We start from the raw sequence: 14,550 nt of genomic DNA, 5'->3' as shown, positions 1-14,550 counted from the left end.
CTCTCACAGTCCCAGGGTTGCCTTGGCGATGATGTTGCGCTGAATCTCGTTGCTGCCCGCGTAGATCGAGCCCGCGCGGTCGTTGAAGTACCGCAGCGGCGCGACGGCCTGCCACGGTTCGCCGCTGAGATATCCGTCGGCGGGAGCGACGAAGTCGGCGACCGGACCGCCCGGCATGGCCGCGTGCGGCTGATAGGCGCGCCCGCGCGGACCGGCGGCCTCGAGGGCCAGTTCGGTGAGCCGCTGGCTCAGTTCGGTGCCCAGGATCTTGATCGTGGAGGCGGCCGGACCCGGATCCTTACCCCGCGAAATCGCCGACATCGTGCGGTATTCCAGGATCTCCAGCACATCCGCGCGGATGCGCGCGTCGGCCAGTTTCGCCGCGAAGGCCGGTTCGTCGAGCAGACTGCCGCCGGCGAAGCCGGGCTGTCCGGCGGCGTGCTCGGCCAGCGATTCGGCCAGCACCTGCAGCGCGGGACCGTAGGCCGAACCGCCGCGCTCGAAGTTCAGCAGGTGTTTGGCGACCGTCCAGCCCTCGTCGATGCGGCCGATGACGTTGGTCTTCGACACCCGCACCTGATCGAAGAACACCTGGTTCTGGACCTGTTCGCCCGAGGTCATGACCAGCGGCCGGATCTCGATGCCGGGGGTGTCCATCGGGATCAGCACGAAGGTGATGCCCTGCTGTTTGCGTTCCAGTTTCGAGGTGCGGACCAGGGCGAAGATCCAGTTCGCCTCGGTGGCGTGCGTGGTCCAGATCTTGGAACCGGTGCACACCAGATCGTCGCCGTCGGACACCGCGGCCATGGTCAGCGAGGCCAGATCGGAACCGGCCTCCGGCTCGGAATAGCCCTGGCAGAAGAACACTTCGCCGGTGAGGATGCGCGGCAGGAAGTAGTCCTTCTGTTCGGGGGTGCCGAAGGCGATGATCGCGTGCGCGACCATCCGGATGCCCATGGGCGAGAGCGCGGGCGCGCCCGCGAGGGTGGATTCACGATCGAAGATGTAGTGCTGCGTCATGCTCCAGTCACAGCCGCCGTGGGCGACCGGCCAGGCCGGCGCGGCCCAGCCACGGGCGTGCAGGATGTGCTGCCACTGCATGCTGGCCTCGTGATCCGGGTACACGCTGGTGGCGAGCTGACCGGCGCGACGTAGTTCCGGGGTCAAATTCTCGTCCAGGAAGCGCCGCACCTCGTCGCGAAACGCCAGATCGGTGGGCGACCAGTCCAGATTCACGAAGAACTCCTTGTGCGATAAACGGGCCTCTACCTTCTCATTTACTCCGGGTCGAGCGCAAATGGCCGTTAACTTATTGCGATTGCGGGCGGTGTGCCGGGGCGGTGGCGGGCTGGTGGGCGACGGCGTGTCGGAACGCGAAACCCGTGCCGGGACTTGCGATCTTGCGCATGGTGTGAGGAAAGATGTGGGTCCATGTACGCATCTCGAGTACTTCGTCTGTTCGTGCGCGCCGTTCCGGCCGTGCTCGTCACGCTGATCGCCGCGGCCACCTTCGCGGTCGCCGGTGGCGTCGCCTCCGCTCAGCCGCTGCCGGGCGTGCCCGCGCTGCCCGGCGCCGTCACCCGCCTGGTGATCGCCCCCGGCCAGAACAGCACCGGCGGCAGCGGCACCGTGGCCGAGGGCAAGTTGGACAACTACTCCATCGCGTCCGCGCAGGGGCAGAAGCTGATCTTCGACGTCACCTCGAACAACGGCAACGCCCGGGTGACCGTCGGCCCGCTGGTCGGCCCGATGGCCGCCACCGAGGTCCCGCACGCCGAGATCGTCGCCGACGGCCTCGACTACCAGATCACCGTCACCTCCGCCGACGGTTCGCCCAGCGACTACACGCTGACCGTCACCGCCGCCTGATTCCGGTCCCGATTCGGCGGATGCCGGGCGAACACGTTCGCCCGGCATCCGTCCGGCAACGCGGCCCGACCGGGTAGCCTGACCGACTGTGCACCTGAAGAGTCTGACGCTGAAGGGATTCAAATCCTTCGCGTCCGCGACGACGCTGCGGCTCGAGCCCGGCATCACCTGTGTGGTGGGGCCGAACGGGTCCGGTAAATCGAACGTCGTCGACGCGCTGACCTGGGTGATGGGGGAGCAGGGCGCCAAGGCGCTGCGGGGCGGCAAGATGCAGGACGTCATCTTCGCCGGCACCGCCGGACGGGCGCCGCTGGGCCGTGCCGAAGTCACGCTGACCATCGACAATTCCGACGGCGCACTGCCCATCGACTACTCCGAGGTCTCGATCACCCGCCGGATGTTCCGCGACGGCGCCGGTGAATACGAGATCAACGGCAACTCCTGCCGGCTGATGGATGTCCAGGAACTGCTCTCGGACTCCGGCATCGGCCGGGAAATGCACGTCATCGTCGGCCAGGGCCAGCTGTCGGCGATTCTGGAATCGCGCCCCGAGGACCGCCGCGCCTTCATCGAAGAGGCCGCGGGCGTGCTCAAGCACCGCAAGCGCAAAGAGAAGGCGGTGCGCAAACTCGATGCGATGCAGGCCAATCTGGCCCGTCTGACCGACCTCACCACCGAACTGCGCCGTCAGCTCAAACCGCTGGGCCGCCAGGCCGAGGTGGCCCGGCGCGCGGCCACCGTCCAGGCCGAATTGCGCGATGCCCGGCTGCGACTGGCCGCCGACGATCTGGTGGCGCGCCGGCGTGAACTGGAAAGTCAGCAGAGCAAGGAAGCCTTCGCCCGCGAGCAGCAGATCAACGTGCAGGCGGAACTGGATGCCGCCAATGCGGCGCTGGCGCAGCAGGAATTCCAGCTCTCGCGGCTCACTCCCGGCGCCGAGGCGGCCGCGCAGACCTGGTTCCAGCTCTCGGCGCTGGTGGAACGGGTCAACGCGACCATCCGGATCGCCCGGGACCGAGCTCGCAACCTCACCATCGAACAGCCCACCGGCACCGGCCGCGATCCGGAACAGCTCGAGGCCGAGGCGGATCGGGTACAGGCCGAGGAGGCCGAACTGCTCGAGGCGGTCGAGGTGGCCACGGCGACCCTGGAGGCCGCTCGCGATCAGTTGCTCGATCGTGAACAGGCCGCCAAGGCCGCCGAACAGGCCCACCTGGCCGCGGTGCGCGCCATCGCCGATCGGCGTGAGGGCCTGGCTCGCCTCGCCGGTCAGGTGGATACGCTGCGCCACCGCGCCCAATCGGCCGACGGCGATATCGCCCGGCTGTCGGAGTCGCTGGCCGCCGCCCGGCAGCGCGGGGATGCCGCCGAGGCCGAATTCGAGGCCGTGCAAACCGAATTGAGCGAACTCGACGCCGGTGAGGAAGGGCTCGACGCCGCCTACGAACATGCTGCCCAGGCGCTGGAACTGGCCGATGCGCGGGTCACCGAACTGCGCGAACGCGACCGCGAGGCCGGGAAGAAGGTCGCCTCGCTGACCGCCCGCATCGAGGCGCTGACCATGGGCCTGGCCCGCAAGGACGGCGGTGCCTGGCTGCTGGACAACCGCGCCGACGGATTGCAGGGCCGGCTGTCGGCGATGGTGCGGGTGCACAGCGGATTCGAGGCCGCCGTGGCCGCCGCGCTCGGGCCGCTGGCCGACGCCATCGCCGCCGACGCGCACCCCACCGCACAGGCGGCGGTGCGGGCGCTGAAGCAGGCCGACGGTGGCCGCGCGGCCGTCGTCTACGGCGGTGCGGCGCAACCCGGTGGCGAGATCGGTGATCTGCCCGCGGGAGTGCGCCCGCTCGTCGAGGTGGTCGATTGTCCCGACCGGCTGCGGGGTGCGGTCGCGGCCCTCACCGCCGGCACCGTGGTCGTCGACGATCTGGCGCAGGCGGCCGAAGTTCTTTCCGCCCGGCCGGAATTGCGGGTGGTGACCCGCGACGGGGATCTGAGCGGTTCGGGCTGGGTGCTCGGCGGCTCGGACCGCGCGCCGAGCCAGATCGAGGTGCAGGCCGAGATCGATGCCGCCGCGGCCGAACTGGTGTCGTGGCAGCGCCAGGCCGAGGAGGTCGAGGCCGCGCTGTCGGGCGCGCTGGCCGAGCAGAGCGATCGCAAACAGGCCGTCGACCAGGCGTTGCTGGCCTTGCACGAATCCGATCAGGCATTGGTCGCGATCTACGACCGGCTGGGTCGCCTTGGTGCGACGGCGCGCAGCGCCCAGTCCGAATACGAGCGGCTGCTCACCCAGCGCGCCGAGGCCGAAACCGCGCGCGACCAGAATCTGACTGCCCTGGCCGAACTCGAGGGCCGGCTGCGTCATGCCGAATCCGAACAGTCCGATCTGGATTCCGACGCCGACGCCGGCACCGATACCGCTGGGCAGGAGCGTGAACAGGCCGCCGCGGCGTTGGCCGAGGCACGTGCCATGGAGGTGGAGGCCCGGCTGTCGGTGCGCACCGCCGAGGAGCGCGCGGAATCGGTACGGGGCAAAGCGGATTCGCTGCGGCGTGCGGCCCGCGCCGAACGGGAGACCCGCGCCCGGGCCGAACGCGCCCAGGCCGCCCGCCGCCGTGCCGCCGGGGTGGCGGCGGTGGTCGCCGAATCGGCCGAGCGAATCGCCGCGGAGCTGGAAACCGTGGTGGGCGAGGCGGCCGCGCGGCGCGACGAGCTGGTTCGCCGGCGCACCGAATGCGCCGGACAGGTGGATCAGATCAAGGAGCGGGTGCGGGCGCTGAGCACGCAACTGACGCAGCTGACCGACGCCGTGCATCGCGACGAGGTGGCGCGGGCCCAATCCGCGCTGCGCATCGAACAATTGGAGACCACCATCGCCGAGCAGTTCGGCATCGCGCTGGACGAACTCGTCGCCGAATACGGTCCGCATGTGCCGATGCCGCCGACCGCACTGGAGATGCAGGAGTACGAGCAGGCCCGCGAGCGCGGCGACCAGGTGAGCGCGCCGCAGGAAATGCCCTACGACCGCGCGACCCAGGAGCGCCGCGTCAAACGCGCCGAGAAGGATCTCGCCACCCTCGGCAAGGTGAATCCGCTGGCGCTGGAGGAGTTCGCGGCGCTGGAGGAGCGCTACAACTTCCTGTCGACCCAGCTCGAGGACGTCAAGAAGGCCCGCCAAGACCTGCTCGACGTGGTGGCCGAGGTCGACGCCCGCATCCTGCAGGTGTTCACCGAGGCCTACGAGGACGTGGAACGCGAATTCGTGCAGGTGTTCGGCCGCCTCTTCCCCGGCGGCGAGGGACGGCTGCTGCTGACCGACCCCAGCGACATGCTCACCACCGGCATCGAGGTGGAAGCCCGGCCGCCGGGCAAGAAGGTCAAGCGGCTCTCGCTGCTGTCCGGTGGCGAGAAATCCCTTGCCGCCGTGGCGTTTCTGGTGTCGATCTTCCGGGCCCGGCCTTCGCCGTTCTATGTGATGGACGAGGTCGAGGCGGCGCTGGACGACACCAACCTGCGCCGCCTCATCGGCCTGTTCGAACAGCTGCGGGAGAAGTCGCAGCTGATCGTCATCACCCACCAGAAGCCGACCATGGAAATCGCCGACGCGCTGTACGGGGTGAGCATGCGTGGCGACGGCATCACCCAGGTCATCTCGCAGCGGATGCGCGGGGAGAATTTGGTCGGCGCGACGACCTAGTCGCCCGCCGCGAACCGGGATTTCAGGACCGCGGCGCCGGTGCCGGCCAGCCACGTTTCCAGGCTCTGCAGGCCGGGGTGGATCGAGCGGATCTGCTCGATATCGGCATGCCAGCCGTGGCCTCGATGGGCCAGGCGCCAGGTGTTGCCGATCTGTTCACCCAGTGCGTCGGCTTCCGCCTCGGTGATTTCGCGATACCGCACCGGATATCCGGTCGCGCGGGAGATCAGTTCCGCGGCGGCAGTGGGGGCCACGGCGTCGCCGGCGAGTTCGAGTGTCCGGCCGGAGAATCGTCCGGGATCGGCGAAGGCCAGCGCGGCTACCGCGGCGATATCGTCCACCGCGATCATCTGGGCCGGCCGATCGGCCGGAAACAGGTGGACGTTCACGCCGTCGACGAAGCCGTCGAGCGGCATACCCTGCGCCAGGTAGTTCTCCATGAACCGGACCGGGCGCAGCACGGTGTAGCGCATGCCGCTGTCGGCCAGTGCCTGCTCGATCTGCCGTTTTCCGGAACTGCCCCAGGAGATCTCGTTGTCGAAGGAGGCCACGCCGGTGAACACGATGTGGTCGGTTCCGGCGTGCCGGGCGGCATCGATCAGGGCGGCGCCGCGGGTCGCCTCCAGGTCGACATCCCAGCCGTCGGGCCCGAAGGCCGCCGGTGGAACGAGGAAGACGCCGCGAGTTCCGGCCACCGCCGCGGCCAGGGTGGCCGGGGCGTCGAAGTCGCCGACGGCCACCTGCGCGCCCAATGCGGCGAGTTCGCGCGCTGCGGCGGCGGCCGGATCGCGGACCAGGATGCGGACCGGGACGTTGCGGGCGAGCAGCGCGCGGGCTGTCGCGCCGCCCTGTTTGCCGGTCGCGCCGGTGACGAGAACGAGGTTGTCGAGGACGGTCATGTCGGAAGAACCTTTCGATAGAATCGGGTCGGTCGACCCGTATTTGCACGATAGGAACAGCGTTGTCGTCTCCGCCATCCGCAGATGTGGGGTTTCGTTACGACCCGCGCGCCCCGGCGCCAGGAGTGCCGGGGACCCGAATCGACGCTCGCCGCAACCGCGCTCGCGTCCTCGCCGCCGCGCAACGAGCCTTCGCCGAATCCGGAACGTCGGTGTCGCTGGCCGAGATCGCCCGCCGCGCGGGAGTGGGAGCCGGGACCGTGCATCGCCACTTCCCGACCAAGACGGACCTGCTCGAGGCGGTGCTACAGCAACGGATCGATCGGCTCACCGCCCGGGCGCTGGCACTGCGCGACGATCCGGATCCCGCCGCGGCCTTCCTGGGATTCTGCGCCGAGGTCGTCACCCGCACTCCGGGGAACAAGGCGATGTGCGATCTGCTCGACGCCGACGACGGCTGGCCGCGGACGCTGTTGCTGGATGCGGGGGAGCGATTTCACCTGGCTCTCGGGCAGCTGCTGGAGGCGGCGCGGCGCTCGGGTGGGGTGCGTGCCGACCTGACTCTCGCCGACGTGCTGGCGATCTTCACCGGATGTGTTGCCATGCAACGCGTTTCGAACGCCCGCGACGAACTGTCCCGCCCCGCCGCCATGCTGCTGGCGGCGATGCGCACCGAATCGACCGTAACGAAACCGGAAAACTCTTCGCTCGGCCGTAACGAAACCGTGGTGGACGACGGGAATCGTGACGGTCGGAGTTGTCCGATCTGCGGGGCGGACGTGGCGCATGCGGAGACCGGACGTCCCGCCCGGTACTGCTCGTCCGCGTGCCGGCAGAAGGCCCACCGGCTGCGCCGGGCGGCGCGTGCGACGGGAAGAAATTCTCTAGCTGTCGAGTGATCCACGGCCTTGTGGATTCGTCCATCCCCGAAGGAGAACCGGCCCTTACGCCTCGCTGCCCGGAATGTCGTGTGCCGTGCGCCGGGTGAGCGACAGGGTGACGGTGCCCGCCGGCAGGTCCACGATCGGGTCGTCGCCGGCGAGACGGTCGTCGACCTTCGCGATCGCCACCCATTCCTTGCGCTCGTGAATGTGTCTGCGCGACGGGCCGAACAATTCATCGATCTCCGCGCCGCGCGGCCGCCCCGGCGTTGCGCGTACCCGCCCCCGCCACCATGTCACCCGATCGACGGTACCCGTCTGCGGGCATCCGGGCCGGCGCCGCGAATGTCGATTCGGTTCGGCGACACGGGTCACAATCCGTCGAGCACGATGGCGAGCACCCCGTCCGCCGCCGCCGGACAGGACTCCTGGGCGGGCGTAGACCTTCTCGACGGGAGTACCGTTCGCCGAACCTCTCGGTCGCCGGAAGCGCGACGCTCAGGCTCGATCGACGGGCCGGTGAGCGATCACAGCAGATCGCTGACGTCGTCGGGGACGTCGACGGCGTATTTTCGCAAGGTTTCCATCGGCACGACCTCGAGCGCGTTCTCGTGGGTCGCGGCCAGAACGACCGGCGCGGCCACCCCGTCCTCGTGGGCGTGCAGCCACCGCACCGCGACCACACACCAGCGGTCGCCGGGTTGCAGTCCGGGGAAGTTGTTCTCCGGACGTGGGGTGAGCAGATCGTTGCCGATCGATTTCTGATGCTCCAGGAACTCCTGGGTCACGACGGTGCAGACGGTGTGGCTACCCAGATCCTCGGGGCCGGTGCTGCAGCAGCCGTCCCGGTAGAAGCCGGTGAGAGGATCGGTGCCACACTCCTCCAGCGGTCCCCCAAGCACATTTCGATCGGTCACGAGCCGATCCTATTGTCTCTGTGTCGGATTCGCCGCGCCTTGGGCGGTTGGTATCGGGACGGTTGCCGGGGATGCGTGGCCGGACGCCTTATCGTCCGACGTCGTCGGCGTGTCGGGGGTGCGTGGAGAGTTGCGCGGAGAGTGACGAATCACCCGTACCGCCGCGGGCGCACCACCTGCCTGCCGCCACGCGGGGGCGTTCGCGGGTTCTGACAGGATGGGAGCCGTGACTGCGCAAGCCTGGATTCTGATCGCCGCGATCGTCGCCGTACTACTGGTGGCGTTCGTTGCCGGATTCGTCCTGTACAAGCGCCGCCGAGTGAGTATCACCCCGGCGGAGGAACAGGACAAGCAGCTGACCGACCGGTCGGGTGGCTACACCGCAGCCGGTGGCTTCAACTTCAGTCAGGGCGGTGCGGGCTCGGGCACGCTGACGCCACCGCGCCCCGAACCGGTCCCGATCGAACGCACCGACGACGAGGGTCAGCCGCACGTCGGCGACGACGCCGCCATCCCGCGCGACTCGGTGCGCCGGACCATCACCGACGTGCGGTTGCCGGAACCGGAGACCCTCGCCGACCGCCCGGCGGACGGGGCGAGCGCGACCGCGCCGACCGTCGAGCCGGAAACGACGGAAACGCCCGGCGACGGCGTGGCCGCGCCCGAATTACCGGCCGAGGCGGCTCCGGTGGAAGCCCCGGCCGAAACTCCCGTCGCGCCGCCGTCGACCAACGGTGCCGCCACGGTCACGCCGGCCCCCGTCGAGCCGCCCGAGACCGCTCCGGCGGATTCGGCCCCGACCGCACCCGCCCCGACCGCGCCGGCGCCCACCGCACCGACACCCACAGCACCGGTGCCCGAGCCCGCCGCGGTGGAGGAGATCGAACCCACCGCCGGCCGCCTCACCCGCCTGCGCGGGCGGCTGTCGCGGTCGCAGAACGCGGTCGGCAAGAGCCTGCTCGGTCTGCTCGGCGGTGGCGACCTCGACGAGGACTCGTGGGAAGAGATCGAGGACACCCTGGTCATGGCCGACCTCGGCACCTCGGTCACGACGACCGTGGTCGAGCGACTGCGCGAGGAGTTGGCCGCCCGCAGCGTGCGCACCTCCGAACAGGCCCGGCAGGTGCTGCGGGATGTGCTGATCGAGGCCCTGCGCCCGGACCTGGATCGTTCGATCCGGGCGCTGCCGCATGCCGACCACCCGTCGATTCTGCTGGTCGTCGGCGTGAACGGCACCGGTAAGACCACCACCACCGGCAAATTGGCGCGCGTGCTCGTCGCCGACGGCCGCCGCGTACTGCTCGGCGCCGCCGACACCTTCCGCGCCGCCGCCGCCGACCAGCTCCAGACCTGGGGCGAGCGCGTCGGCGCCGACACCGTGCGCGGCCGCGAGGGCGCGGATCCGGCATCGGTGGCCTTCGACGCGGTCAGCGCCGGTATCGAGGAGGGGGTCGACGCGGTCCTGGTCGACACCGCGGGCCGGTTGCACACCAAGACCGGTCTGATGGACGAGCTGGGCAAGGTCAAGCGCGTGGTGGAGAAGAAGGCCGCCGTCGACGAGGTCCTGCTCGTGCTCGACGCGACCGTCGGGCAGAACGGGCTCACCCAGGCCCGGGTCTTCGCGGAGGTCGTCGACATCACCGGCGTGGTGCTCACCAAACTCGACGGCACCGCCAAGGGCGGCATCGTCTTCCAGGTGCAGCACGAGCTCGGTGTGCCGGTGAAACTGGTCGGACTCGGCGAGGGCGCCGACGATCTGGCCCCCTTCGAACCGTCAGCATTCGTCGACGCCCTCCTCGGGTAGCGGCGAGAAGCAAAACGGCAGTTCCTCCTCATTTCGACACGGTCCTCACAGTGCGCCGACATGCGCTGTGTGCGCGCCGAAACCTGGTAGCAACACGGGAAGCTGATCCGTTCACGCATGCGAAACATCGCGGCGGCACGGATGAAACACCCGATCGCGACCCTTCTGTGCAGGCTCGTTTGCCGCAGTTCGGCCGGGCCCGAGATGAGGAGGAACAAGGTGGCGTATCCCTTGCTCGGTGTGCCCGACACCGGCGACACCGCGTGGATGCTGGCGAGCTCCGCGCTCGTTTTGTTGATGACCCCGGGACTGGCGTTCTTCTACGGCGGCATGGTCCGCTCGAAGAACGTGCTCAACATGATCATGATGAGCATCAGCGCGATGGGCATCGTCGGCGTGCTGTGGTCGCTCTACGGCTTTTCCGAGGCATTCGGTGACAACAAACTAGGCCTGATCGGCAACCCTGCCCAGTTCTTCGGGCTCAAGGGCCTGATCGGCACCAACGCCGTCAAGGCCAGCCCGGCCGACCCGTCGACCGGTGCGTCCGCGGTGGATCAGGTGAACATTCCGCTGGCCGGCACCATCCCGATGACGGTGTTCGTGGCCTTCCAGCTGATGTTCGCCATCATCACCGTGGCCCTGATCTCGGGTGCGGTCGCCGACCGCATGAAGTTCCGCGCGTGGGTGGTCTTCGCGATCGCGTGGTCGACCATCGTCTACTTCCCGGTCGCGCACTGGGTCTTCGACTTCGACGTCAAGGACGCCGCGGGCAACATCGTCCACCACGGCGGCTGGATCGCGAACAAGCTGCAGGCCATCGACTTCGCCGGTGGTACCGCGGTGCACATCAACGCCGGTGCCGCGGGCCTGGCGCTGTGCCTGGTGCTCGGCAAGCGCAAGGGCTGGCCGAAGACGCCGATGCGCCCGCACAACCTGCCCTTCGTCATGCTCGGCGCCGGTCTGCTGTGGTTCGGCTGGTTCGGCTTCAACGCCGGTTCCTCGGTGAGCTCCAACGGCCTGGCCGGTTCCACTTTCCTGACCACCACCTTCGCCACCTGCGCCGCGATGCTCGGCTGGCTGGTCGTGGAGAAGTTCCGCGACGGCAAGCCCACCAGCCTCGGCGCCGCCTCGGGCATCGTCGCGGGCCTGGTCGCGATCACCCCGTCCTGCTCGTCGGTGAACGTGCTGGGCGCGCTGGTGATCGGCGCGGTGGCCGGTGTGCTGTGCGCGCTGGCGGTCGGCCTGAAGTTCAAGCTCGGCTTCGACGACTCGCTCGACGTGGTCGGTGTGCACCTGGTCGGCGGTGTGGTCGGTACGCTGCTGATCGGTCTGTTCCTCGCCCCGGAATCGGGCGCGGCCTCCGGCGGCGCGAAGGGCTTGTTCTACGGCGGTGGTTTCGACCAGCTCGGCAAGCAGGCCGTCGGTGCCTTCACCGTGCTGGCGTTCTCCTTCGTCGTCTCGCTGATTCTGGGTCTGATCATCAAGTACACGATCGGCATTCGTGCTTCCGAGGAAGACGAGTTCAAGGGCATGGACGAGTCGGAGCACGCGGAGACGTCATACGATTTCGCTGCTGTGGGTGGCACGGCACGTACCGCCGTCAAGGAGGCATGACGCAATGAAACTGATCACTGCAATCGTCAAACCGTTCACACTCGAGGACGTCAAGTCCGGGCTCGAGCAGGCCGGTGTGCTGGGAATGACGGTCAGCGAAGTCCAGGGGTACGGCCGCCAGAAGGGGCACACCGAGGTCTACCGCGGCGCGGAGTACTCGGTCGATTTCGTGCCGAAGGTACGGGTCGAGGTCGTCGTGGACGACGCCTCGGTCGAGAAGGTCGTCGAGGTGATCGTCGAGGCCGCGCGCACCGGAAAGATCGGTGACGGCAAGGTCTGGGTGACCCCCGTCGAATCGGTGATCCGGGTCCGAACCGGTGAACGCGGTGCCGACGCACTATAGGAGATGAACGATTCGGGCAGCCCCGCTCCCTGGCACCGGCCGGGGACGGGGCTGCCCGCATGAACGGGTGGTGGTTGCGGGTATGAGTGCAGACGAATTGTCCCAGGGCGCCAAGGATCTGGTGGCCGCACGAGATCAACTGCTCGACGGTGGTGATGCCCGGCGGCCCAGGCTGAGCGCCGAGGCGCTGCGGCAGGCGCTGGTCGACCTGCACGAGCTGTGGTTGACCACGAAGGGCGCGGAGCTGGGCATCACCGCCGACAGCGGGCTGGCCGTGGTGGCGGTCGGCGGACTGGGACGGCGCGAGATGCTGCCGTATTCCGATCTGGATCTGATGCTGCTGCACGACGATGTGGACCCGGCGCGGGTCGCCGAGGTCGCCGACCGGCTCTGGTATCCGCTGTGGGACGCCCACATCAAGCTCGACCACAGCGTGCGGACCGTGCCGCAGGCGCTGCGGGTGGCCGCCGACGATCTCACCGCCGCGCTGGGCATGCTCGATGCCCGCCACATCGTCGGCGACGCGGAGTTGAGCAATCTGCTCATCGGTGGCGTGCGCCGCGAATGGCGGACCGGAATCCGTTCCCGCTTCGGCGAATTGGTGGAACAGACGCAGGCGCGGTGGAAGCGCAACGGTGAGATCGCGCATCGGGCCGAACCGGATCTCAAGAACGGGCGCGGCGGTTTGCGCGATATCCAGCTGCTCGACGCGCTGGCCATCGCCCAGCTGACCGACGCCATGCCCGGCCTGGGACCCGACGTTCCCGGCGGTGGTCTCGAGGCCGCCCATCGCCGGTTGCTCGACGTGCGTACCGAACTGCACCGGGTGGCCGGGCGTTCCCGTGATCAGCTGCGCGCCCAGGACGCCGACGAAATCGGCGCCGCCCTGCGCATCGGGGATCGATTCGATCTGGCGCGCACGCTCAGCGATGCGGCGCGCACGGTCGTCTACTCGGTCGACGTCGGTCTACGCACCGCGGCCAATGCGCTGCCACGCCGCGGTCTGGCCCGATTGCGGCGCCTGCCCGTTCGCCGCCCGCTCGACGAGGGCGTGGTCGAACATGCCGGTGAGGTGGTGCTGGCCCGCGACGCCCGGCCGCAGCGCGATCCCGGCCTGATCCTGCGGGTCGCCGCCGCCTCGGCGCGCACCGGCCTGCCGATGTCGGCGACCACCCTCAATCGCCTCTCCGAGGATGCCCCCGAACTGCGCGAGCCGTGGCCGCGCGAGGCGCTCAACGATCTGCTGGTGCTGCTCGGCGCCGGCCGCGGCACCATCGACGCGGTCGAGGCCCTGGACCGAACGGGCTTGTGGGGCAGGCTGTTTCCGGAATGGGGGGCAGTGCGCGATCTGCCGCCCCGCGATGCCGTGCACACCTGGACCGTCGACCGCCACCTGATCGAGACCGTCGCCTACGCCGGTGCGCTGAGCACCCGGGTCGCCAGGCCGGACCTGCTGCTGCTCGGAGCGTTGCTGCACGATATCGGCAAGGGCCGCACCGAGGATCACAGCGTGGTGGGTGCCGAACTGGCCGATCGGATCGGTCAGCGGCTGGGCCTGTGGCCCGACGATGTCCACAGCCTGGCGACGATCGTGCGGCATCATCTGCTGCTGCCGCAGACCGCGACCCGGCGCGACCTCGACGATCCGGCGACCGCCGACGGTGTGGTCGAGGCGCTGGGCGGTGACCGGCAGCTGCTGGATCTGCTGCACACCCTCGCCGAGGCCGATTCGCTGGCGACCGGTCCGGGCGTGTGGGGGGAGTGGAAGGCCTCCCTGATCGCGGAACTGGTGCGCCGCGGCCACGCCGCGATGGCGGGAGAGCCCGCACCACAACGGGTTTCGCCGACGCCGGCGGTGGTCGACGCGGCCGTGCTGGACAGGGCCGCGGCCGGTGGTGTGTACGTGGAACTGACTCCCGGCGACGGACGCTACATTCACCATGTGACGGTCGTCGCCCCCGATACTCCCGGCCTGCTCTCGGAGGCGGCCGGTGTGCTCGCCCTGCATTCCCTGCGGGTGCTGTCCGCGACGCTGGCGGCCTCGGGTGACACCGCGATCGACACCTTCGTGGTGACACCGACCTTCGGCAATCCGCCCGACGCCGGACTGCTGCGGCAGGAGCTGATCCGCGCGATCAACGGCGATCTGAAGCTGGCCTCCGTGCTCGCGGACAAGGAGCGCGACGCGGCGGCTCGAACCAGTCCGTACGCCCAGGCCGAGCCGAGGGTGATCTGGATCGAGGTCGACCGGCCCGGTGAGGTGGTGCTCGAACTGCGTGCCGAGGACCGCATCGGCCTGCTCAGCCGGTTGGCCGCGGCATTGGCCGCCCAGGGCGCGGATGTGCGGTGGGCGAAGGCCGACACGATGGGCTCGGTGGTGGTCGACTCGTTCGGCCTCGGTCTGGGCGAGGACGACACCCCGCAGCGTCGCCGTGCCATCGAGGCGGCACTGCTGGGGGTCGTCCCGCATCAGGAGCCGAAGAAACCGAGCGAAACGGACACCGCCACCGGTGCCGGTTAGGTTTA

11 protein-coding genes are annotated in these 14,550 nt (G+C 69.3%); 7 read left to right on the top strand and 4 right to left on the bottom strand.

The genetic code is table 11. From position 1 onward, the window contains the following. Nucleotides 1-3: 3 nt before the first annotated feature. Nucleotides 4-1,236 carry an acyl-CoA dehydrogenase family protein gene (locus tag NE2_RS22440; RefSeq protein WP_030513048.1) on the bottom strand — a complete coding sequence of 411 codons (1,233 nt, stop codon included), beginning with the start codon at nt 1,234-1,236 and terminating at the stop codon, nt 4-6. Nucleotides 1,237-1,431: 195 nt separating this feature from the next. Here NE2_RS22440 and NE2_RS22435 point away from each other — a divergent pair, with 195 nt between their 5' ends. Together NE2_RS22435 and smc are read left to right on the top strand one after the other, a co-directional pair. Beyond that, nucleotides 1,432-1,869 (top strand): hypothetical protein, encoded by a 438-nt coding sequence (locus tag NE2_RS22435; RefSeq protein ID WP_146098618.1) that lies wholly within the window; start codon nt 1,432-1,434, stop codon nt 1,867-1,869. An 88-nt stretch (nt 1,870-1,957) separates the two neighbouring features. Then, on the top strand, nt 1,958-5,566 hold the full coding sequence (gene smc, locus NE2_RS22430; RefSeq protein WP_063029109.1) for a chromosome segregation protein SMC: 3,609 nt from the start codon (nt 1,958-1,960) through the stop codon (nt 5,564-5,566). On the opposite strand, the gene NE2_RS22425 is transcribed toward smc, so the two are convergent. Continuing rightward, nucleotides 5,563-6,465, bottom strand: a complete 903-nt coding sequence (locus NE2_RS22425) for an NmrA family NAD(P)-binding protein (protein WP_084494243.1) — start codon at nt 6,463-6,465, stop codon at nt 5,563-5,565. The two genes, smc and NE2_RS22425, sit on opposite strands and share 4 nt — an antisense overlap. A 125-nt stretch (nt 6,466-6,590) precedes the next feature. Here NE2_RS22425 and NE2_RS22420 point away from each other — a divergent pair, with 125 nt between their 5' ends. Beyond that, the gene (locus NE2_RS22420) at nt 6,591-7,364 is read left to right on the top strand and encodes a TetR/AcrR family transcriptional regulator (RefSeq protein WP_063909452.1); all 774 of its coding nucleotides are present in this window, start codon (nt 6,591-6,593) and stop codon (nt 7,362-7,364) included. Nucleotides 7,365-7,409: 45 nt separating this feature from the next. Here NE2_RS22420 and NE2_RS22415 read toward each other — a convergent pair whose 3' ends face one another. Together NE2_RS22415 and NE2_RS22410 are read right to left on the bottom strand one after the other, a co-directional pair. Then, nucleotides 7,410-7,646: a hypothetical protein gene (locus NE2_RS22415; protein ID WP_146165264.1), complete on the bottom strand. Its 237-nt coding sequence runs from the start codon at nt 7,644-7,646 to the stop codon at nt 7,410-7,412. Between the two features lie 227 nt (nt 7,647-7,873). Then, nucleotides 7,874-8,263 carry a DUF2237 family protein gene (locus NE2_RS22410; protein WP_030513055.1) on the bottom strand — a complete coding sequence of 130 codons (390 nt, stop codon included), beginning with the start codon at nt 8,261-8,263 and terminating at the stop codon, nt 7,874-7,876. Nucleotides 8,264-8,480: 217 nt separating this feature from the next. Between NE2_RS22410 and ftsY the strand changes: the two genes are divergently transcribed. The 4 genes from ftsY to NE2_RS22390 all read left to right on the top strand — a co-directional run bounded on the left by ftsY (nt 8,481) and on the right by NE2_RS22390 (nt 14,545). Further along, nucleotides 8,481-10,067, top strand: coding sequence for a signal recognition particle-docking protein FtsY (ftsY, locus tag NE2_RS22405; protein ID WP_228817821.1), 1,587 nt, complete (start codon nt 8,481-8,483; stop codon nt 10,065-10,067). Nucleotides 10,068-10,271: 204 nt separating this feature from the next. Beyond that, nucleotides 10,272-11,681, top strand: coding sequence for an ammonium transporter (locus NE2_RS22400; RefSeq protein ID WP_030513057.1), 1,410 nt, complete (start codon nt 10,272-10,274; stop codon nt 11,679-11,681). A gap of 4 nt (nt 11,682-11,685) precedes the next feature. Beyond that, the gene (locus NE2_RS22395; protein ID WP_030513058.1) at nt 11,686-12,024 is read left to right on the top strand and encodes a P-II family nitrogen regulator; all 339 of its coding nucleotides are present in this window, start codon (nt 11,686-11,688) and stop codon (nt 12,022-12,024) included. Between the two features lie 82 nt (nt 12,025-12,106). Beyond that, nucleotides 12,107-14,545: a [protein-PII] uridylyltransferase gene (locus tag NE2_RS22390; RefSeq protein WP_084494242.1), complete on the top strand. Its 2,439-nt coding sequence runs from the start codon at nt 12,107-12,109 to the stop codon at nt 14,543-14,545. The last annotated feature ends 5 nt before the right edge of the window (nt 14,546-14,550 follow it).

Origin of the sequence: Nocardia elegans NBRC 108235 (genome assembly GCF_001612845.1) — a bacterium.
Lineage (GTDB): Bacteria > Actinomycetota > Actinomycetes > Mycobacteriales > Mycobacteriaceae > Nocardia > Nocardia nova.
Note: the sequence above shows the minus strand (reverse complement) of the source record. Positions and strands in the feature narration are given on the sequence as shown.